Origin of the sequence: Bacillus sp. FJAT-45037, assembly GCF_002797325.1 — a bacterium.
Classification (GTDB): Bacteria; Bacillota; Bacilli; order Bacillales; family Bacillaceae_D; genus Alkalihalophilus.
The window spans coordinates 3,191,282-3,211,986 of the sequence record NZ_KZ454938.1; the positions used below are offsets into that span (position 1 = coordinate 3,191,282).

18 protein-coding genes and 1 pseudogene are annotated in these 20,705 nt (G+C 40.4%); 15 read left to right on the top strand and 4 right to left on the bottom strand.

Features of this window, described 5'->3' with window-relative positions:
• Positions 1-2: 2 nt before the first annotated feature.
• From CDZ88_RS16235 to CDZ88_RS16260, 6 genes are all read left to right on the top strand, one after another.
• On the top strand, positions 3-998 hold the full coding sequence (locus CDZ88_RS16235) for a tripartite tricarboxylate transporter substrate binding protein (protein ID WP_198507876.1): 996 nt from the start codon (positions 3-5) through the stop codon (positions 996-998).
• Positions 999-1,098: 100 nt separating this feature from the next.
• Positions 1,099-2,586 carry a tripartite tricarboxylate transporter permease gene (locus CDZ88_RS16240; RefSeq protein ID WP_100374495.1) on the top strand — a complete coding sequence of 496 codons (1,488 nt, stop codon included), beginning with the start codon at positions 1,099-1,101 and terminating at the stop codon, positions 2,584-2,586.
• Positions 2,587-2,732: 146 nt separating this feature from the next.
• Positions 2,733-3,230 (top strand): L,D-transpeptidase family protein, encoded by a 498-nt coding sequence (locus CDZ88_RS16245; protein WP_100374496.1) that lies wholly within the window; start codon positions 2,733-2,735, stop codon positions 3,228-3,230.
• Positions 3,231-3,394: 164 nt separating this feature from the next.
• The gene (locus tag CDZ88_RS16250) at positions 3,395-4,567 is read left to right on the top strand and encodes a sensor domain-containing diguanylate cyclase (RefSeq protein ID WP_100374497.1); all 1,173 of its coding nucleotides are present in this window, start codon (positions 3,395-3,397) and stop codon (positions 4,565-4,567) included.
• Between the two features lie 88 nt (positions 4,568-4,655).
• The gene (locus CDZ88_RS16255) at positions 4,656-5,807 is read left to right on the top strand and encodes an NAD(P)/FAD-dependent oxidoreductase (protein WP_100374498.1); all 1,152 of its coding nucleotides are present in this window, start codon (positions 4,656-4,658) and stop codon (positions 5,805-5,807) included.
• Between the two features lie 16 nt (positions 5,808-5,823).
• Complete coding sequence (locus CDZ88_RS16260) at positions 5,824-6,438, top strand: peptidylprolyl isomerase (protein WP_100374499.1); 615 nt, start codon at positions 5,824-5,826, stop codon at positions 6,436-6,438.
• Positions 6,439-6,492: 54 nt separating this feature from the next.
• Here CDZ88_RS16260 and CDZ88_RS16265 read toward each other — a convergent pair whose 3' ends face one another.
• Positions 6,493-6,996, bottom strand: a complete 504-nt coding sequence (locus tag CDZ88_RS16265; protein WP_100374500.1) for a ferritin — start codon at positions 6,994-6,996, stop codon at positions 6,493-6,495.
• 137 nt (positions 6,997-7,133) lie between these two features.
• On the opposite strand from CDZ88_RS16265, the gene CDZ88_RS16270 reads away from it, so the two are divergent.
• The 3 genes and pseudogenes from CDZ88_RS16270 to CDZ88_RS17855 form a co-directional block, all read left to right on the top strand.
• A complete protein-coding gene (locus CDZ88_RS16270) occupies positions 7,134-7,388 on the top strand; it encodes a hypothetical protein (RefSeq protein WP_100374501.1) in 255 nt (84 codons plus the stop codon).
• A complete protein-coding gene (locus tag CDZ88_RS16275; RefSeq protein WP_100374502.1) occupies positions 7,385-8,677 on the top strand; it encodes a uracil/xanthine transporter in 1,293 nt (430 codons plus the stop codon). Before CDZ88_RS16270 ends, CDZ88_RS16275 begins: the two co-directional genes overlap by 4 nt.
• Before the next feature lie 74 nt (positions 8,678-8,751).
• Positions 8,752-8,862 (top strand): annotated as a pseudogene (locus CDZ88_RS17855) (peroxiredoxin); the annotation flags it as partial.
• 74 nt (positions 8,863-8,936) lie between these two features.
• Here the strand turns inward: CDZ88_RS17855 and CDZ88_RS16280 are convergent.
• Together CDZ88_RS16280 and CDZ88_RS16285 are read right to left on the bottom strand one after the other, a co-directional pair.
• On the bottom strand, positions 8,937-10,112 hold the full coding sequence (locus CDZ88_RS16280) for a M20 family metallopeptidase (RefSeq protein WP_100374503.1): 1,176 nt from the start codon (positions 10,110-10,112) through the stop codon (positions 8,937-8,939).
• A 218-nt stretch (positions 10,113-10,330) separates the two neighbouring features.
• On the bottom strand, positions 10,331-10,963 hold the full coding sequence (locus CDZ88_RS16285; RefSeq protein WP_100374504.1) for a CBS domain-containing protein: 633 nt from the start codon (positions 10,961-10,963) through the stop codon (positions 10,331-10,333).
• A 107-nt stretch (positions 10,964-11,070) separates the two neighbouring features.
• Between CDZ88_RS16285 and CDZ88_RS16290 the strand changes: the two genes are divergently transcribed.
• Both CDZ88_RS16290 and CDZ88_RS16295 read left to right on the top strand, forming a co-directional pair.
• The gene (locus CDZ88_RS16290) at positions 11,071-12,426 is read left to right on the top strand and encodes a purine-cytosine permease family protein (RefSeq protein ID WP_100374505.1); all 1,356 of its coding nucleotides are present in this window, start codon (positions 11,071-11,073) and stop codon (positions 12,424-12,426) included.
• An 85-nt stretch (positions 12,427-12,511) separates the two neighbouring features.
• Positions 12,512-13,216: a DsbA family oxidoreductase gene (locus CDZ88_RS16295; RefSeq protein ID WP_100374506.1), complete on the top strand. Its 705-nt coding sequence runs from the start codon at positions 12,512-12,514 to the stop codon at positions 13,214-13,216.
• 67 nt (positions 13,217-13,283) lie between these two features.
• On the opposite strand, the gene CDZ88_RS16300 is transcribed toward CDZ88_RS16295, so the two are convergent.
• Positions 13,284-14,879, bottom strand: coding sequence for a glutathione ABC transporter substrate-binding protein (locus tag CDZ88_RS16300; RefSeq protein ID WP_100374507.1), 1,596 nt, complete (start codon positions 14,877-14,879; stop codon positions 13,284-13,286).
• A 598-nt stretch (positions 14,880-15,477) separates the two neighbouring features.
• Between CDZ88_RS16300 and CDZ88_RS16305 the strand changes: the two genes are divergently transcribed.
• The 4 genes from CDZ88_RS16305 (at position 15,478) to hydA (ending at position 20,627) form a co-directional block, all read left to right on the top strand.
• A complete protein-coding gene (locus CDZ88_RS16305) occupies positions 15,478-16,368 on the top strand; it encodes a nitrilase-related carbon-nitrogen hydrolase (RefSeq protein ID WP_100374508.1) in 891 nt (296 codons plus the stop codon).
• Positions 16,369-16,496: 128 nt separating this feature from the next.
• On the top strand, positions 16,497-17,852 hold the full coding sequence (locus tag CDZ88_RS16310) for an NAD(P)-dependent oxidoreductase (RefSeq protein ID WP_100374738.1): 1,356 nt from the start codon (positions 16,497-16,499) through the stop codon (positions 17,850-17,852).
• A 23-nt stretch (positions 17,853-17,875) separates the two neighbouring features.
• Positions 17,876-19,162, top strand: a complete 1,287-nt coding sequence (gene preA / locus CDZ88_RS16315) for an NAD-dependent dihydropyrimidine dehydrogenase subunit PreA (protein WP_100374509.1) — start codon at positions 17,876-17,878, stop codon at positions 19,160-19,162.
• Between the two features lie 46 nt (positions 19,163-19,208).
• Positions 19,209-20,627, top strand: a complete 1,419-nt coding sequence (gene hydA, locus CDZ88_RS16320) for a dihydropyrimidinase (RefSeq protein ID WP_100374510.1) — start codon at positions 19,209-19,211, stop codon at positions 20,625-20,627.
• The last annotated feature ends 78 nt before the right edge of the window (positions 20,628-20,705 follow it).

The window sequence follows — 20,705 nt, forward strand, 5'->3', positions numbered from 1 at the left end:
ATATGAAAAAATTTATGTATGCTTTAAGTGCAACATTGTTGTCAGTGGGGATTTTAGCTGGATGTGGTTCTGAGTCTCAAGAAACAAATGGAGGAGAAGTGAGTGAAGGGTCAGGAGGAGATTATCCTTCGAAAAATATTCAAATTATCGTACCTTACAGTGCAGGTGGAGGTGGAGATACTGTTGCCCGCATGATTGCTGATTCTCTAAGTGATGAATTAGGTAGACAAATTAATGTAGTGAATCGTGAAGGGGCAGGCGGTGAGATTGGGATCTCAGAGATTGCTAGAAGTGACGCGGATGGATATACATTAGGACTATTTGGTTATCCCGATAATTTCATTTTAGAGCATACAGGTAATACAGATTTTTCATATGATAGCTTCGAATATCTTGCAGCCTATGATGATGTTCCACATGCATTATTTGTAGGACCGAATACAGAATTTAATACAGTAGAGGAATTTATTGAACAAGCAAATGCCAATCCTGGAAGTGTAACAGTAGGTGAGTCAGGAGCATTAGGCTTATTAAAAGTTCTTGCTTTTGAAAACGAAGCAGATGTTGACGTTACTCCAGTAACATATGACGGTGGTGGAGAGTTAATTAATGCATTATTAGGTGGACATATTGATGTAGCTTCTTCATCAATTACAGCAGCTCAACAAATTGTCGATGCTGGTGGACAACCGCTTGGTTACGCAGGAAGTGAGCGTCTTGAACTGTTTGATGAATACCCAACATTTAAAGAGCAAGGTTACGATTTACAATTAGGTGTGACGCGTGTTCTTGTCGCTCCAGCGGGCATTCCAGATGAAGTGAGAGAAGAGCTAGTAAATGCACTAGACAGCTTAAGCGAAAATGAAGATTTCCAACAGAAGTTTATGAATGCTACATTACCATACCGTTACCTAAACCATGATGATCTTAACGAGTATTTAGAGCAATCAAACGAGACGCTTCTTCCGTTAATCGAAAACAACGAGGGTAGTTTCTAATATTTAATGGGAAAGCATCCAGTCAAGAAGATGTGACTTTTTGACTGGATGATCACCCCTTAAGCATGTTTATGTTTTTATTTACTGAGGGAGGTTCATTATGGATGCACTTCAAATATTTCTAAATATACTCTCTCCTAGTGTTTTATTCATCGTCTTTTTCGGTGTTTTAATTGGGATTATTGTTGGTGCAATACCTGGTTTGAACGGGGCAATTGGAATCTCTCTACTATTACCGTTAACTTTCACTATGGAACCGCAAATAGGTATACTCTTACTAGGCGGCATCTATATGGGAGGGATGTATGGTGGTTCAATTACGGCGATCTTATTAAATGTACCAGGTGACATTGTTGCTGCTCCAGCAGCAATGGAAGGTTATCCATTAACTAGGCAAGGGAGAGCGAAAGAAGCCCTTTATTATTCAATATTTTCAAGTATGTTTGGTGGACTAATTGGTGTATTAGTTCTTATATTATTTACACCGCCATTAGCAAATTTCGCACTGAAATTTGGACCAGCAGAGATGTTTTTCATTTCATTAAGCGGGTTGGTCATAATCGGTGCTATTGCAGGGAATAATCTTTACAAATCGTTATTTGCAGCATTGCTAGGTTTATTCATCAGTACGATTGGAATGGATATGGCTCTTGGAGTAGAACGTTTTACTTTTGACCAAGTTTCACTTCGTTCAGGTATTTCTGTTATTCCCATTGTGTTAGGTCTATTTTGTTTCGCTGAAATGTTTTTAAATATTGGTAAGAAAACTAATGAATTAGACACATACAAAGATCAATCGATTAAGAGAATGACCGTAATAAAAGATATCATTAGACAGAAATGGTTAGTTCTGAAGTCTGGTTTTATTGGGACATGTATTGGTCTTTTGCCAGGTGTAGGGACGACGCTAGCTGTTTTTATGTCGTATGGTGAAGCGAAGCGAGTTTCAAAAAAGAGAGATCAATTTGAAAAAGGTAACACTGAAGGCATTATTGCAGCAGAAACGGCCAATAATGCAACGGTAGGAAGTTCAATGGTTCCCCTCCTTGCATTAGGTGTACCAGGAAGTCCAACGACTGCTATTATTGCAGGAGCATTAATCATTCACGGAATTGTTTTAGGTCCTGATTTATTTGTTACAAGGCCAGATGTAGCATATACCTTCTTATATGGAATGTTATTAACGGTAATTGCCATGGCTGTAATTGGGGCATTTGGTATCAAGTATTTTTCTTATATTTTAAAAGTGAAGATGGAGTACATCGTTCCTACTGTTCTAGTATTTGCATTGTTTGGAGCGTACAGTTTACGTAATAGTCTCTATGATGTACTAATAGCAATTATCCTAGGTGTTCTTGGAGCGTTCTTTAAAAAGATGGATGTTCCCCTAGCACCAATTATTATCGGAGTTGTACTTGGACCACTCATTGAGCGGAATTTGACACGATCAATTACAATTGCTGATGCAAGACAAATGTCTTTAATTCAGTACCTATTAGCTAATCCTTTAGCAATTGGATTGTGTGTGTTTGTTATTGCACTCTTGATTATTGTAATTAGAATGAATAAGAAAAACGATAAACTATAATTTAGTAAGACGCTACAATGAATCCGATGGTGGATAAGTGGCGTCTTTTTTCTATGCGTAAATGTGTTATTTTTATGGATTTACACAAACTAACGCCTCTTTATACATAAGATATATTGTTACTTATATATGTGGGAGGTTTTTTTATGTATCAACATATTGTTCAACCCGGTGAAACGCTATTTTCTATTTCAGAAGATTTTCGCACACCTTTTGTAGCGATCATGCAGGCGAATAACATTACCGATCCCAATCTCATTTATGTTGGGCAAGCTATTACGATTCCAGGCATACCTGACCCAGACACTATCCCTTATTTTATCGAAGTATCGGTATCTGAACGGACATTAACCTTATATGAAAATGGTGTTTTACAGAAGTTGTATCCGATTGCGGTTGGGCAGATTTTATTTGGCACGCCACTCGGTGATTTTATCATCTTGAATCGGCAACCGAACCCCGGAGGACCATTCGGATCATTATGGCTAACTTTGTCGAAAAAAAGTTATGGCATCCATGGTACGAATGAACCGGATTCTATTGGTCAAGCTGTTTCTAGGGGGTGTATTCGAATGTATAATTTTGATGTAAATGAACTCGGGTCAATTGTCCCAAACGGCACAAGAGTAAGGATTAAACCGTAAATATCTTTGTGATAGAGGGGGATCTAATCATAAATGGTTTAAGAAAAAAGTTTTAGGGAATATGGATTAATGAAACTGACTAAAAGGATTAGTGTAGAATTTTGTCGTAAATACGCTATAATAAAGGTCAGAGTCATTATCTTAAAAAGAAATTTGGTGCTAGTATGAACAAGCTAGGTAGACTGATTGCCATTTTCTCTATTATTGTGATTATACTCATCACTCTAATTGGAGGAGGAAGTATAGTCGCGTATCTAACGTTTGTCACCTTTCCTTTCATTTTTTGGATTGGCCATCATTATGATAAATCTGTGGAAGAATTAAAACAATTAAATACAAGATACCAATCGAAAGAAAAAGATTATCGTGAGGTTCTAGAAAAGAATACAGAATACGAACAGCTCTTTGATTCATTAGAGGGCGCGGTATTCTATAGAACTCTTACGACAAATACTTTGTATTTATCTACTGGGATCGAAGAGTTGTTTGGATTACCTTTTTTCGAGTATAAAAATCAACCAGAAATATGGAAAGAGATGGTCGATACCAAAGATCGTTTAGCTGTAGAGGAAGCTGATCGATTGTTAAAAAAAGGGCAACCTTCAAAAATAGAATTTAAGATCATACACCCCGTAAAAGGCCTAAGATGGGTGTTGCGGATGGCTACCCCCATTCATAACGAAGCGGGACATATAGAGAAAATTGTCGGTCAGATGGTTGATATTACGGTTCGCAAAAATTTAGAGTTTGAATTAAAACAAATGGCTTATCACGATGAATTGACGGATCTGCCTAATCGAAAGTCACTTGACCGTCAAATTGAAAAAGCGTTAGCAAGATCGAAGCGTCATGATCACAATTTTTCGATTATGTTTATTGATTTAGATGATTTTAAAGTGGTCAACGACACGATGGGTCATGATGCAGGAGATACGTTATTAAAAGAAGTAGTCAGTCGATTGAATGAAAGTATTAGAGAAGAGGATCTAGTCGCTCGAATTGGTGGAGACGAATTCATTGTTCTTTTTGAAGAAACGAGTAAAGGTGAAATAGAAGAGATCGCTAGAAGGATTCTTGAATACGTATCTAAACCTTATAATATTAACGAAAAAGAAGCAAACATCTCTCTGAGTATTGGCATCAGCATGTTTCCTGATGATGGAGAAGATAAAGATACGTTGATTGAACATGCCGATACAGCGATGTATTTCTCCAAGTACAACGGAAAAAACTGTTATAAGCTATACACACCAGATTTAGAAGATATGGAATTTAAAAAAGTGGGTTTGCTTAAGCGATGGAAGCATACGATCAAAAAAACGAAACTGTTTAATTGACAGTTTCGTTTTTTTATTGGCATTGTTTGTGATCAATGATCGTTTGCTGTAAAATAATCGTCAGGATAAAAAAAGAAAAGGTGTGGTTATGAAAAGATATATTATAGTTGGAGGAGGAATACTTGGAGCTTCAACCGCTTACCATCTCGCTAAAGAAGGTCGTGATGTGACAGTTATTGAACGAAATGATCGAGGACAAGCGACTGAAGCAGCAGCTGGCATTGTTTGCCCATGGTTAACACAGCGCAGAAACAAAGCATGGTATCAGCTGGCAAAAGGTGGCGCCAAATATTATCCATCGTTGATTCAAGAACTAGAAGATTTAGGTGAAGGTGATACAGGTTATGAAAGGGTAGGGGCTATCGGTTTACATTCAGATTCTAGTAAACTAGACAAGATGGAAGAGCGTGCTCATAAGCGATTGCAGGAAGCGCCTGAGATCGGCAAAATTACTCGATTAAACCATGAGGAAACAAAGAAACTATTTCCACTCCTAGCTGAGGGGTATGAAGCGGTTCATGTTAGTGGAGCTGCACGCGTAAATGGTCAAGCTTTAAAAAAGGCTCTTTTATCTGCCGCAGTGAAGTTAGGAGCAACAATTCATTACGGGGAAGCTAGTTTGTTACATGATGGAAAAAAAGTGCACGGTGTACGATTTAGAGGAAAAGACCTAGAGGGAGACAAAGTGATTCTCACGACAGGAGCCTGGGCAAACGAATTACTCGAACCACTTGGCATACACTTTAAAATCAAGCCACAAAAAGCACAAATTATCCACTTAGAGTTTGCAAATCTTGATGTTGGTTCTTGGCCCGTTGTCATGCCGCCCACTAATCAATATCTCCTTTCGTTTAATGATGGACGAGTTGTCATTGGAGCCACACATGAGGATGACGTTGGCTTTGACCTTAGACCGACTGTGGGAGGAATGTATGAAATTTTAGATAAGGCTCTTGCTGTTGCGCCAGGGCTGTCTGATGCGACGGTTGTTGAAACGAAGGTAGGGTTTAGACCGGTGGCACCTAACTTCCTTCCGATCATAGGGGACGTTCCTAATTGGGGCGGACTTGTTGTAGCCAATGGTCTTGGATCATCAGGATTAACCGTCGGACCCTTCCTTGGAGCAGAGTTAGCTAAACTTGCTTCAGGTGAAAACTTGGAAATTGATCTAGCTCATTATAACGTCGCTCAAGCGATTGAACCATTAGAAAATGTAGAAAAGAAATTTAATCAAAAATAGAGAGTAGGGCTATAAGATGGGAAAATGGTTTAAAGTAATGAGTATCGCAGTATTTTTCATGATTATCATGACAGCATGTGGTCAAGGAGAAGAAACAGAACCAGAGACGGATACAAGTGTAGCAGAGCCTATGGAAGGTACGCCTGTTGTGACGATGGAGATGGAAAACGGGGAAGAGGTCGTGATGGAGCTGTATCATGAGATTGCTCCGAAGACGGTAGAAAATTTTGTTTCACTCGTTCAAGACGGATTTTATGACGGATTAACGTTCCATCGTGTGATTCCAGGATTTATGATTCAAGGTGGAGATCCAGATGGCACTGGTTCCGGTGGACCTGGTTATTCCATTGAAGGCGAGTTTAGTAGCAATGGGTTTGAAAATGATTTGAGTCATGATCGCGGAGTACTTTCAATGGCAAGATCTCAAGATCCCAACTCTGCAGGTTCCCAATTTTTCATTATGGTTGATGATACTCCTTATTTAGACGGAGATTATGCGGGATTTGGGAAAGTGCGTGAAGGCATGGATGTTGTTGATGACATCGTTTCAGTGGAAACGAATCAAATGGATGCACCTGTAGAAGGGCAAGAACAAGTAATTAAACAAATGACAATAAAGTTCGAAAACTAAAAAATCCCGACAAAAGCATCCTCATGTGAGGTGATGCTTGTCGGGTTTTTTCTATTATGCTGGAGGGGTAAACGAACGCTTACTAAACTCCTCATCGATCATATAAAACGCGTTACTGTCATCGTCAATTCGTTTTAATTTGTGGATAATGCCATCAAACAGATCTTCCTCTTCCACTTGTTCCTCAATAAACCACTTTAAGAAGTTAATCGTGGCATGTTCTCTTGCATCAAGGGCTAAGTCAGATAAATGATAAATACGCTTTGTCACTTCTTTTTCTTGAAGAAGTGCTTTTTCAAAAACATCTAGCACAGAAGAGAATGAGTTATTAGGTGTCTCAAAGCCAGCCACGGTTGCTCGTTTTCCGACGGCATTTATAAAGTTATAGCACTTCATGGCATGAAAGCGTTCCTCTTCCGCTTGAACTAAGAAAAAGTTGGCGAATCCGTCAAGACTCTCAGATGAACAATAAGCAGCCATAGCCATATAAGTATGAGCAGAATAGAATTCGTAGTTCATTTGATCATTCAACGCAGTTAAAAGTTTATCATTAATCATATAAACGCCTCCTTAAGGTTGTTAGTATGTAGTATAACATATCTCTTTCGTGTTCATGAGTATATAGTCTAGGCGTGTCATCGTATGATATATTTAAACTATATATGATGGAATAAATTCCTAATGAGGTGTCAATTTTGCAAGAATGTAAAAATCAAAAGAATTCATATAAAGATGATTTGTCACCAGAACAGATGTTAATAGAAGAGTTACGAAAATTGCATTCGTATAGCAAGCAGGTTACGCAACTACATATCCATTTAAAAGAAAATGGCGATGATGAAGTAAAAGAGGTATTCTTTGAAGCTCAACTTCCTGGAATTAAGGGGCTTGTGGAGGTCGTGACGTTAAAAGTGATTTCCAATCAGCAAGCTGTCACGGTGAACAGATGAAAAATTGGACGTCTGTCTTTACGTTTACTTCAGCCATTCAATGGCTATTTTTTATCTTCGCCAATACAATTGTCGTTCCGCTATCTATAGCAGCGGCCTTTGTAGTTCCACCTGATCTTGTTAAGTTAATGCTCAGTAGTTCATTGGTATTCACAGGGCTTGCATGTCTGATCCAAGGGTTATTTGGCCATCGTTATCCTCTCATGGAAGGGCATTCTGGTTTACTATGGGGTGTCATGTTGAACTTAGGATTATCGGCCCCAGCTATGGGTATGACTTACACTCAAATAGGTGGGGGACTGGCCACGGGGATTCTGTTGGCTGGCATGGTGACAATAATTCTTGTCGCCTGTAACCTCACTCGGTATGTTCAACGGATCTTTACACCAATGGTGATGAGTGTGTATCTATTTTTACTGACGTTTCAATTAATCTTTGTGTTTTTCCAAGGGATGCTTGGGATAACGGAGTATGGTCGAATTGATGTGGGAGTGAGTCTGCTCTCGATTGTCTTAATTTTGTTTGTTAGCCTCTTGAAAATAAAGGGATCGAAAACAATAAGCAACTTCTCGATTTTAATTGGAATTATCGTCGGATGGATTGCATTTGTACTGTTGTTCCCAAGCGAGGGAGTGACCGCGGCGCCACAAGGGTTTCAAGTAGCATTGTTTCCTCTAGGGACACCGAACTTGGAATATGGGATTATTGCAGTAGCATTTTTTGCGGGATTATTGAATTTAACGAATACAGTTGCTTCGATTCAAACGGCTGCAGAGCTCTATAACGAGGTAGATGATCCGAGTCGTTATAGGCGATCTTTCTTCTGGACAGGGACATTTTCGATTATCGCATCAGGTTTTGGACTTGTACCGTATACACCATTTACATCCTCGATCGGCTTTTTAGAAAGTACACAAATTCTAAAGAAAGTACCGTTCTTACTCGCGGGTGGGTTGTTATCTGTTATTGGACTTATTCCTCCTGTTACAGCATTCCTTATTGCGTTACCTATTTCTGTTGGGAACGCGGTGTTATTTGTCGCATATTTGCAGTTGTTTGGAACCGCATTTAACAGCTTAAAGGGCGAACGGTTCACGTCTAATACGATTTTTAGGTTGGCAGGACCATTGTTAATTGGGGTGAGCTTAATGACCTTATCTCCAACGATGTTTGCAGATATTCCAATTCTTGTTCAACCAATTCTATCTAATGGACTTATCATGGGTGTTATCCTCTCAGTTGTTTTGGAAAGGTGTGTAACTTGGGAAAAGGTAGATCAATATAAATGAGAGCTTCTTAATGATAAGAGGCTTTTTGTTGTAGGGTCTGTGAAAATGTATAATTCGAAAATTAATTTGGTCATATGCTTCAAGGATTGGTTTATCACAAGGAAACGGGTCAAGGAGTCCCCGCGAACTGGGTACCAGGGCAAGCAGGTATTGTACCTGATACAGGAATGATTGGTGGAGTGTAGTTGAGCAGGGCACGTCCAATATCCGAATAAATAATAAGCGAGGCCACTTATGTAGATGGCCTCGCTTCGTTTATTCAAGGTGTTTTTACACGTTTCTCGAATTCTTCTCGAATGTTCTTAATTTGTGTAGGGTTCGTTAATAAATCATACCCTGTAGCTGCTAATGTTTTTATTCCGAGAATCATTGCCTCGAATCCTCTAGAATCTCCGGATGCGTCTCTAAAGCCGACGGTGTGACCAGAGTGCGGACAATCATCCATTTTTATATATGGATGGATAGCTGGAATAACTTGGCTTACATTCCCCATATCAAGAGATCCGTGGTCGCGATCGGTTTTAATTTCTTCTGGGGCAATGCCAAGTTCGATTAAATTTTGACAATATAGTTCTGATAAGGTCTCGTTTGTCGTCATGTTGTCATAGCCAAGCTCGTGGTTGGTTATTTTATATTCGCAGCCTGTCGCTAATGCTGCAGCTTCAACGCAACGTTTAACTTTGTCGGATGTTTCTTCTAACACGGCTTTTGTATTGGCACGTACATAAAATTGAGCTTGGGCACGAGCTGGGACGACGTTAACGACATCGCCTCCATTTGTAATGATACCATGAATTCGAACATCATCAGGGACATGTTGACGTAGGGCGTTGATTAAATTAAACGTTTGAATAACGCCCTCTAATGCATTAATTCCTTCGTCAGGGCTAGCGGCAGCGTGAGCAGGTTGTCCATAAAAGTCGAATTGCATAGCTTCCATCGCCATCGAGGTACCACTTCGTTCATGTACACCAGAAGGATGGGCCATGAGCGCGGCATCAAGAGAATCTAACAGACCTTCTTCTGCAAAAGTGACTTTTGCTCCGTTGGTCTCCTCTGCGGGTGTTCCAAATACAATTACTTCGCCACCAAACTCGCGGACAGCCTCTTTTAAAGTGATGGCAGCACCTGTGCTCATCATTCCGATTAAGTTATGACCACAGGCGTGTCCGATTTCTGGCAGTGCGTCGTATTCAGCGAAATACCCAATTGTCGGCCCAGGTTTCTCCGAGCGAAATCGAGCAATAAAGGCCGTTTCAAGATTACAAATGTTCGTATCAACATCAAATTCGTGAAGTCGAAGCTCGTTTGTCAAAGCTTCCATGGCTTTGTGTTCATCATGACCGAGTTCAGGATTTTCCCATATGTATCGACTAATATTAATCCATTGATCTTTATGTGCTTCTACCTTTTCAAAGAGTGCATCTTTATTCATCGTTTCATCTCCTTTTCCTTACGTTAATTATGTATACATAATGCAAGTTTAATGCCAAGTAGTCAAATCAATTGGTGAGAGTAAAGGGTAATAACACGGGTTATGGACAAATCTGTACTCCTGTATACAAGAAGTTATGATGAACTAGATTGTGTTTAGAAGGAGCAACTTATATAAAAACGAGCATCTCTTTGTATTAAGAGACTGCTCGCAAATGTCTATTCAATTTCTAGAATACGTACGCCGCGTTTCTCAAGATCAGACTTCACCTTATCAAGATATGGTGTTGGCTCAATTTTGATCAAGATGCGACGGAGATAATTTGAGTCCGCTTCGAATCCGATATCTGAGATGATATTGATATCATATTTGTTCATAACTTTTGTGATCTCATGTAGAGTTCCGGATTGGTTGTGGACACCAAGTAAAAGACGAGTCCCATCCACACCTATACCAAAACAGTCTTCTAATGTTCCTTCAATTAATGAGCGTTTAATGATCCCAACAAACTCTTCCCCGTCTAATACAGGGACAAAAGGATAGCGTACGATGATGGGGAGGCAATCTTCAAAATGTCCCTCACGTAAGTCTACATATTCATTCGCTCCGACGTCGATACAATTAGAAATCGAATCTTTATAGAGGGTGGCTAACGTAGCTGACTCATCTTGTGATTCCATGTATTCTAAAATGGAACGTTTACTTAAAATTCCAACATAAGAGCCATCAGCTTCAATAACTGGTAAGCTATAATGAGAACCTCTCATTTCTTCTAATGCGTGTTTAATCGACATGGTTGAATGGAGAAGGGTTAATTCATTTTTCGGTGTTAGACAATTACGGATAAACATAGTATTCCTCCTTTTGTAGTGTATATCTATTATACTTGTTATGAAGTTATTATAATATCATAGTTTTCAGATTTTTATATATTAAGAAGAAAGTAAAGGAGAACGAGATGAGTGTAGAAAAAGAAATTCGAGAGCCAATGATTGAGCGATTTGGTCTGGAATCTGTACCAAAGCACCTTCAAACGACGACCGCTAAAGAATATGCGGCGATTCAGGTGGCTATATCTGTGAATGCAGGGAACGTACTTGTGCCGGCTTTAGCTGTGTTAGAAGGTGGGTTAACCTTTCTTCAAGCTGTCCTTTCAACGGTAATCGGGGCGGCACTTGCATTTATGTTTGTCTCTTATTTAACGCTACCGGGTTCAAAATATGGAATTCCATCTCAGTATGGGATTCGGGCCATTTTAGGGAGCAAAGGTGCTCGTTATCTCGCTTCACCCGTTCGAACAGTAACCTCAATGTATTGGTTTGCTGTACAGACAATTGGCGGAACGTATTTAGTAAAAGAATTGATTGAAAGAACATTTTCGGTAAATATCCCCTTTTTCGCTTTGGCGATCTTCCTTGCAACGATAATGGCTGTCCTCGCCTTAGTCGGGTTTGAAGCAGTTAAAAAGGTCACTCGGTATTTTTTGCCTATGCTATTTATCGGTGGGGTCGTTATGTTGTGGATTTTGATGACAAATGAAGTGAATGGGCGTACATTTGGAACGATTGTTAATGAGCCATCAGGAGCTTCGTTTAGTGTGATGTTCTTTTTTGCTAGTTTAGCGTTTGTGCAATATGTCTCAGGCGTTAGCTCCGCGTCGGATATGGCTCGCTATGCCAAAAGTGTTCGACATGGTTTTTGGGGATTATTCAGCGGAAACGTGCTCGGTTTTTTGATGACAGCAATCTTAGGTGCGTATACTGCGGCACTTGCTGGAAGTGTGAATCCGTATGTGACGGCGAGTCAATTAACAAATTCCACTATATCTTTAACAATCATTGTCATTGCGTCAATCGCGTCAATGATTATGATTAATTTAAGTAATGCGTACACAGGAGGGTATAGTTTGTTAAATAGTCTACCCCAATTAGGGCGAGTGAGGAGTGCGGTTGTTTTTGGATGTTTGGCGATCCTCTTAAGTACGATCCCAGCCTTGGTAGAACAAGCACAGGTTTACATCAGTTTTTTAGGTGCACTTATTATTCCATTATCAGCAGTCATTGTGTGTGAGTTCCTCTTCATAAAAAGGAAACAATTTAATACTCAAGATGTTTCGAATATCACAAGTGGCGAGTATTTCTACAATCGAATAGGGATTATGGCAGCTTTAATAGGAATGATCATCTATGTTCTAATACCAAGTAATGCATCACCAGGTTTTCTTGCCTTTCTAGTAACGGGTACTCTTTATACAGGGTTGGCTTGGAAGAACAGAAGAGAAGTAGAAATGTCCAATGAGGAACAGGCAAGTTAAGCAAGCAAAATAGTTGTTGTAGTGTCTCATGTAAGAGTATGCTGTGAATAAAGATTGAAAAGAATTTCACTACGGAGGGTGATGTATGAGAATTGATGTATGGTCTGATTTTGTCTGTCCATTTTGTTACATAGGAAAACGCCGCTTAGAGAAGGCATTAGAGCAGTTTACTTATGAAGGGGAAATCAATATGGTGTTTCGCAGTTACCAATTGGACCCGGAAGTAGACAAAGAAGATGATACGCATCTATATGATGTGTTAGCGAGTAAGTATGGAATGTCTCGTGAGAAAGCAAAAGAAATGAGCGATCAAGTCTCGTTACAAGCTAAAGGCGAAGGTTTGGATTTTCATCTCGATACATCGATTCGAACGAATACAGCGGATGCTCATCGGCTCGCTCATTTTGCGTATGAGAAGGGAAGAGGGCTTCAATTGACAGAACGTCTCCTTAAAGCTTACTTTACTGATTCATTACACATAGGAAATGAGAAAACATTAAGTGAACTAGCAGTAGAGGTCGGGTTAGACGAAGGGGAAGTTTTAGCAATGCTCAAGACGAGTCAATATGCTGATGTAGTTGAGCGTGACCAACAAGAGGGGATGGAGTTAGGTGTTCGTGGCGTTCCATTTTTTGTTTTTAACCAAAAGTATGCCATATCGGGTGCTCAATCAAGTGACACTTTCTTAGACGTATTAGAAAAAGTAAAAAATGAAGAAAAAGAATTGGTGGTTATACACCAACCATCCAAGGATACAAAGGATTGTTCAGACGGATCATGTGACGTCTAATATGACGTTGTCTCTAAATGAAAAAAACTGCTTTATGAGTACATCTCATAAAGCAGTTTTTTTGTCTTTATCTGTTTAGTTCTACATCGCGTAAGAAGAGCGTCGAACTTGGGAATTGCCAGAAGCCTTCAACATCATCTCGAACTCCTGAAATAATATCAGGGAAGTAGAGGTAAGCATAAGGCGATTCATTTGCTAATTCGTTTTGAGCTGCTTCATATAGATCAAGTCGTTCCTGTTCATCGGTTGCTTCACGTGCTCCTTGAAGCAGTCGATCGATTTCTTCATTATCGATAAATGATCGGTTTCCGGCAGGACCTTTGTTGTCTGAATGGAAAACTGGATACAATCCATAATCTCCATCAAGTGTGACTGTCCCCCAACTACCTAGGAACAACTCAGATTGACCTAGACCAGCACGTTCAATATATGTGCCAAATTCATAAGTGTCGATCTCAATTTCGACTCCGATTTCTGCTAATTGATATTGAAGAGCTTGAGCAAGATCTTGACGTTCGCGTTCATCGTCCGTTAAAAGTGTCGTCTTGAACCCATCTGGGTAGCCTGCTTCTGCTAGTAATTCTTTTGCTTGTTCAGGATCATACTCCAATGAATCAATATTATCACTGAAGCCAAAAACATCAGGAGCAATCGGACCATCGGCAATCGAGCCTGTTCCATCGAGAATTCCATCAAGAAGAGCTTGCTTGTCTACAGCCATATGAAGAGCCCGTCGTACATCACGGTTGTTAAATGGTTCTTCTTCTGTGTTGAAGCCCAAATATACCATGCGCGTACTCGGAGATTGCTGAACCGAGGTCTCAGCACCAGCTTCTACACGACTAACATCACTTGGATTGACAGGGAAGGTAATGTCCACTCCTCCTGTCTCCAACTCTGCGATTCTTGTGAGGCCTTCTGGAATAACGGAAAACGTAACAGAATCGACTTTAGCCTTTTCCTCATGCCAGTAGTCATCATTTCTCACAAGCGTGACAGAGCTACCAGGACTTTGTTCGGAAAATTTAAAGTAGCCTGTCCCTGCAGGAGCTTCATTAATTACAGTAAATGGTTGTCCACCATTCTCCATATCTTCATACGAAGCATTGATCGCATCAAGGCTGATTATACTTCCACCAGGGTGAGCGAGATGGGCAGGAAGAGAGGCAAACGGAAACTCTGTTTCAATATGCACAGTATAGTCATCAATGATAGTTACGTCTGTGATCATTCTAAATAAAAACGCAATTGGAGATGCGACTTCGGGATCTCTAATTCGATCTAAGTTCGCCTTGACCACTTCAGCGTTTAAATCTGTATCATCATGGAAGGTAACACCTTGGCGGATACTTGCTTCCCAAGTTGTATCATCAATCTGTTCAAAACTCTCAGCTAAAGCTGGTTGTATCGAGAGATCCTTCTCCATATGAACAAGTCGATCATAAATTGTCGAGTTAATGGAATTTGAAACATTCTCATTGGCTCCGTGAGGATCGAGGGAAACAGGATCAGATACGATGGCTACTTTTAAATCACCACCAGAACTCTCCGCTTCTCCTTCACTTGTTGGTTCTTCAGTTGGTTCACTACTACAGGCCATTAAACCAACACTTAGTATGGATAGTAAAGCTGCTGATTTGACAAAAGCTGAAAACCTTTTCAATTTCTTAGCCCCCTTTTTTTAGAACTCCCTATGTCTCTACTTTTATCTACTATACGTATAGTTTATTAAACTGCTCAGTATAGTATAAGAAAATAATAATGAATTTTCAGAAATTTGTCAAACGACGTCGGCTTTATTAGGACAAGAAGTAAATGGGTTAATAAAATTTATACATTCAGAGGTTTTTCCAATAAACGACATGTTTCACGAGGAACATTAGCCTATTATAGGGAAATAAGGTAGAAATAAGGGAGATTTGTAGAACGAAAATCGTGTAGGTAGAAAGGGTTATTTCATAGTTTTGCTGAAGTCATCATAGAGTAGGACGACTATCTCTAACAAAACCATGAGAGGTTACCTTCCATCATTACGGAAAGGGTCTGTTAGCGATGGTAGGATGAAAACAACAGCATCAATCCTGCTTTTTACATAATGCTAAACCGAGCCATTGAAGCTTTTAACATTATGTATGATGTATTTGTCCTAGGAGCCACGTAGAATAGATATTGAATTCAAACTATTCTAACATCTTTATCACTCATTATACTTTTTAACATGAGAATGTAAGTTATTTTACTATACTTAAGGGGGAATTTGCATGTCAGATCAGGTCAAGATTGGACTTATTCAAGCCTCAAATGATGTACACGGGGACGAACCTGTTGCCGTTCACAAAGAGAAAGCGATTGAAAAGCATATTAAACTCATACGTGAAGCGAAGGCAAAAGGAGCACAAATCATTTGTTTGCAAGAAATCTTCTATGGACCTTACTTTTGCTCAGAGCAAAAGACGAAATGGTATGAAGCGGCAGAAGAAATTCCTAATGGTCCTACGACAAGATTATTTCAAGATTTAGCAAAAGAATTAGAAGTTGTTATTGTCCTTCCTATTTATGAAAGAGAAGGCATTGCAACGTATTATAATACGGCAGCGGTGATTGATGCTGACGGTTCTTACTTAGGGAAATATCGTAAACAACATATCCCTCATGTTGGTGTAGGGGAAGAAGGATATGGATTTTGGGAGAAGTACTATTTCAAGCCAGGAAACATGGGTTACCCAGTATTTGATACTGCTTATGCAAAAGTTGGGGTCTATATTTGTTATGACCGCCATTTTCCAGAGGGTGCTAGATTACTAGGACTTAATGGGGCTGAGGTGGTATTCAATCCGTCAGCTACGGTTGCTGGGTTATCTGAATACTTGTGGAAACTAGAACAGCCTGCCCATGCCGTTGCTAATGGCTATTATGTAGGGGCGATTAACCGAGTAGGGATGGAAGCGCCTTGGAACATGGGAGAGTTTTATGGACAATCTTATCTTGTCGACCCACGAGGACAATTTGTAGCCGTGGCGAGTCGTGATCAGGATGAAGTAATTATTGGTGAGATGGACAAAAAGAAAATTCGCGAAGTGCGAGATACATGGCAGTTCTACAGAGACCGTAGACCAGAAACATATGACGAGATGACGGCTCTTCTTCCATAATACAGCTAAAAAGGTTTTACATAGCTAGTTTACTACTATGTAAAGCCTTATTTTATAAAATGAATCGATGTATTACGAACATAGTTGACTAGTATAAAGGAGGCCTTTCATTGAGCGAGCAACGTTTTATGCTAACTGTAGAAGATTTAGAAAAACAATTTCAAGAAGCTCATCCAGGTTTAACAAATAGTGAAGCAGTCGAAGAAGCACATCGATGTCTTTATTGTTATGACGCACCCTGTATTATCGCTTGTCCAACAAGTATTGATATTCCTAGATTCATCAAAAAGATTGCATCTGGGAATATGAAAGGTTCGGCCACAACAATTATGACGGCAAATCCAGTTGGCGCAAGCTGTTCACGTGTCTGTCCGACAGAAGAGTTATGTGAAGGGGCCTGTGTTCTTAATCATTCAACAAAACCAATTATGATTGGTGATTTACAACGATATGCTACTGATTGGGCGATGAAGAATGAGCAAGTGCTATTTAAAGCAGGTAAGAAAAATGGCAAAACGGTAGCTATTGTTGGCGGTGGTCCAGCGGGATTGTCGGCTGCTAGAGAGCTCGCTCTTATCGGCTATGATGTGACGATCTATGAAGCAGAAAAAGAAGCGGGTGGGTTAAATACGTACGGAATCGTTTCGTTCCGTTTACCACAAAGCGTCTCCTTCTGGGAAGTAGATCAAGTGAAGAGTCTTGATGTCAAAATCAAAACGAATACACGAATCGGCGAAGATGTACCGGTGTCAGAACTTCTGGCTAACTATGATGCAGTCGTTCTTGCTATTGGTATGTCTAGCGTACCGAGCCTTGGTATAGATGGTGAAGAGTTAGAAGGCGTACATGATGCGATTGAGTTTGTAAAGGCGACAAAGTCCGGTCAATTAACAGAGGAATATATCGGGAAAAATATTGTCGTCATCGGTGCGGGCAATACAGCGGTCGATGGAGCGACGTGTTCAGTTAGACTTGGTGCCGATAACGTAAAAATCCTTTACCGCAGAACAAGTGCTGAGATGACGGCTTATGATTTTGAATATGAATTTGCTAAACAAGACGGAGTAGAATTCCGCTGGTTAACAGCACCGAAGCGGATCATTGGTGATGAGTCTGGCAAGGTGATGGCGATCGAATGCATCAAGATGGAGCTTGGTGAACCAAGCGAAGATGGACGCAGACGCCCTGTGGCAGTAGAGGGATCTGAGTTTGTTTTAGAAGTCGATGCAGTCATTAAAGCGATTGGTCAAACAAGATATATTGATTTAATTGAACAATTTGGGTTAGAGCATGACGGCGGTGTTGTAAAAGTAAACATGGATGATTTCACGACTTCAAATGAGAAAGTATTTGCATGTGGAGATGTGATTTTTGGTAAAGGCCAAGGAGAAGCAATGGTCGTAACAGCGGCAGAACAAGGAAAACAAACTGCCTATGCTCTACATCAACAATTACTTGGTAAGCAACAAGAAGAGACGGCTTAATAGAGATTAGAGGAGGTAGTAGAATGGCAGACTTACGAATGGACTTTGCAGGCATTAAATCACCCAACCCTTTTTGGTTAGCATCTGCACCACCAACAAATTCAGGCTATCAAGTGCAACGGGCCTTTGAGGCGGGATGGGGAGGCGCGGTGTGGAAGACACTTGGGGATCCAATACTGAATGTCTCTTCGCGATTTGCTGCAGTGAGTTTCAATGGTCAAAAAGTAGCAGGGTTTAATAATATCGAATTAATCACAGATCGCCCTCTAGAAGTCAACTTAAAAGAAATCTATGAAACGAAAAAACGATTTCCAGATCATGTGATCATTGCTTCACTCATGGTAGAGCCCCAACAAGATAAATGGCACGAGATTGTGAAACGAGTAGAGGATGTCGGTGTGGATGGATTAGAGCTTAACTTTGGTTGCCCCCATGGAATGGCCGAACGCGGAATGGGAGCAGCATCTGGTCAAGTGCCAGAACTAGTAGAGAAGCAGACCTATTGGGCAAAAGAAGTAGCTCGGACGCCAGTGATTGTGAAATTGACACCGAATATTACAGATATCACAGTAACAGCGGAAGCTGCCGTCCGTGGTGGAGCTGATGCTGTTAGTATGATCAATACGATTAACAGCCTAGCTGGAGTTGATATTCATACAGGAGAAACGATACCGAATGTGGCTGGGAAGGGTGCACACGGAGGGTATTGTGGGCCTGCAGTGAAGCCAATTGCGCTAAACATGGTCGCTGAGTGTGCAAGAAATCCCCATGTGAATGTTCCGATCTCTGGGATGGGCGGTGTGTCAAACTGGGAAAATGCTGTTGAGTTCATGCTAATGGGCGCAACGGGTGTGCAAGTCTGCACGGCAGCGATGCACCATGGCTTCCGGATTGTTGAGGACATGATTGATGGGTTGAACAATTACCTTGATGAAAAAGGAATCGACTCCGTAATGGACATCGTAGGGAAATCGGTGACGAAATATTCTGATTGGGGCAATCTCGATCTTAACCATAAAGTGGTCGCTGAGATTAATAACGATATTTGTATTAACTGTAATAAGTGTCATATTGCTTGTGAAGATACGTCTCACCAATGCATAGATATGTTAAAAGACGAGCAGGGCAACAGCATCTTAAAAGTGCGTGAAGATGACTGTGTAGGCTGTAATCTATGTTCGATTGTTTGTCCGGTCGATGGGGCGATTGAAATGGTCGCATTAAAATCAGAGCTGCCACCAATGACGTGGAATGAGCGCCAAGCGGCGATTGGAGCGGCAGGAACTTGTAGTGTTACAACAACGAAGTAATGGATGTGTTAAGTATTCATAATGCAGATTCAAGGGGGATGAGACAGTGAAGAAAATTATAAAGAATGGAACAGTCGTCACAGCATCTGAAACGTATGTTGCAGACCTTCTTATTGAAAATGGAAAGATTGCAGGGATTGGTTCAAATTTTGATATAGCTGGAGCCGAGGTTATTGATGCAAAAGGTCGATATATCTTTCCTGGAGGCATCGACCCTCATACACATTTAGAGATGCCCTTTGGCGGGACCGTATCAAAAGATGATTTTGAGTCAGGAACGATTGCCGCAGCTTATGGTGGAACGACTACGGTTATTGATTTTTGTTTAACAAAAAAAGGTGAGCCGCTGCAATCGTCAATCGATGAATGGCATGCTAAGTCAAAAGACAAAGCTGTCATTGACTACAGTTTTCACCTCATGATTGGTGAAATTAATGACGAGGTACTTGCTGAGTTGCCAAAAGTAATCGATGAGGAAGGTATTACGTCATTTAAAGTATTTATGGCTTATAAAAACGTATTCCAAGCCGATGATGAGACATTATTTCGAACACTTATAACAGCAAAAGAACTCGGTGGTCTAGTCATGGTTCATGCAGAAAATGGGGATGTCATTGATTATTTAACAAAGCAAGCTTTGGAAAAAGGACAAACCGACCCGATCTATCATGCATTAACGAGACCTCCTGAAGTAGAGGGAGAAGCAACAGGAAGAGCTTGTCAATTAACAGGTCTTGCTGGGTCACAGCTTTATGTTGTCCATGTTTCTTGTCAAGATGCTGTAGATCGTATTGCAGAGGCAAGACGAAAAGGGTTTGATGTTTGGGGAGAAACCTGTCCACAATATTTAGTTCTCGATCAAACAGCATTGGAAAAACCGAATTTTGAAGGAGCAAAATATGTTTGGTCTCCACCTCTTAGAGAGAAGAAGCACCAGGATGTTCTCTGGAACGCTCTAAAAAATGGAGATTTACAAACGCTTGGTTCGGATCAGTGCTCGTTTGACTTTAAAGGACAAAAAGAACTAGGAAGAGGTGATTTTACTAAGATTCCTAATGGTGGACCGATTATCGAAGATCGAGTCAGCATCCTTTATTCCGAGGGGGTGGCAAAAGGAAGAATCTCACTAAATCAATTTGTTGATATTACATCAACAAGAATTGCGAAGCTCTTTGGTCTTTATCCTCAAAAAGGAACGATCGCGATCGGAGCCGATGCAGATCTCGTCTTGTTCGATCCGAATGCAGAACGAGTCATTTCAGCGAAGACACATCATATGGCTGTCGATTATAACGCGTTTGAAGGAATGAAAGTAACGGGAGAGCCAGTTTCTGTTCTTTCACGTGGGAAATTCGTTATACGTGATAAGCGATTTGTAGGAACAACAGGTTCTGGTACGTATGTGAAGCGAGCAAAGTATGGTGAACAGTTAACGAAAGAATTAAATGAAGCCTTATCAAAATAATGAATTCACACCAACCGTCACCTAAACAAAAACCGAATTAGAGAGATGTTAGGGGAGAGGGAAGCCAGTCACGCATGA

Bases quoted from the DNA above. Each gene is read 5' to 3' on its own strand.
- CDZ88_RS16235 (WP_198507876.1), top strand. From the start codon at position 3: ATGAAAAAATTTATGTATGCTTTAAGTGCAACATTGTTGTCAGTGGGG.
- CDZ88_RS16240 (WP_100374495.1), top strand. From the start codon at position 1,099: ATGGATGCACTTCAAATATTTCTAAATATACTCTCTCCTAGTGTTTTA.
- CDZ88_RS16245 (WP_100374496.1), top strand. From the start codon at position 2,733: ATGTATCAACATATTGTTCAACCCGGTGAAACGCTATTTTCTATTTCA.
- CDZ88_RS16250 (WP_100374497.1), top strand. From the start codon at position 3,395: ATGAACAAGCTAGGTAGACTGATTGCCATTTTCTCTATTATTGTGATT.
- CDZ88_RS16255 (WP_100374498.1), top strand. From the start codon at position 4,656: ATGAAAAGATATATTATAGTTGGAGGAGGAATACTTGGAGCTTCAACC.
- CDZ88_RS16260 (WP_100374499.1), top strand. From the start codon at position 5,824: ATGGGAAAATGGTTTAAAGTAATGAGTATCGCAGTATTTTTCATGATT.
- CDZ88_RS16265 (WP_100374500.1), bottom strand. From the start codon at position 6,996: ATGATTAATGATAAACTTTTAACTGCGTTGAATGATCAAATGAACTAC.
- CDZ88_RS16275 (WP_100374502.1), top strand. From the start codon at position 7,385: ATGAAAAATTGGACGTCTGTCTTTACGTTTACTTCAGCCATTCAATGG.
- CDZ88_RS16280 (WP_100374503.1), bottom strand. From the start codon at position 10,112: ATGAATAAAGATGCACTCTTTGAAAAGGTAGAAGCACATAAAGATCAA.
- CDZ88_RS16285 (WP_100374504.1), bottom strand. From the start codon at position 10,963: ATGTTTATCCGTAATTGTCTAACACCGAAAAATGAATTAACCCTTCTC.
- CDZ88_RS16290 (WP_100374505.1), top strand. From the start codon at position 11,071: ATGAGTGTAGAAAAAGAAATTCGAGAGCCAATGATTGAGCGATTTGGT.
- CDZ88_RS16295 (WP_100374506.1), top strand. From the start codon at position 12,512: ATGAGAATTGATGTATGGTCTGATTTTGTCTGTCCATTTTGTTACATA.
- CDZ88_RS16305 (WP_100374508.1), top strand. From the start codon at position 15,478: ATGTCAGATCAGGTCAAGATTGGACTTATTCAAGCCTCAAATGATGTA.
- CDZ88_RS16310 (WP_100374738.1), top strand. From the start codon at position 16,497: ATGCTAACTGTAGAAGATTTAGAAAAACAATTTCAAGAAGCTCATCCA.
- preA (WP_100374509.1), top strand. From the start codon at position 17,876: ATGGCAGACTTACGAATGGACTTTGCAGGCATTAAATCACCCAACCCT.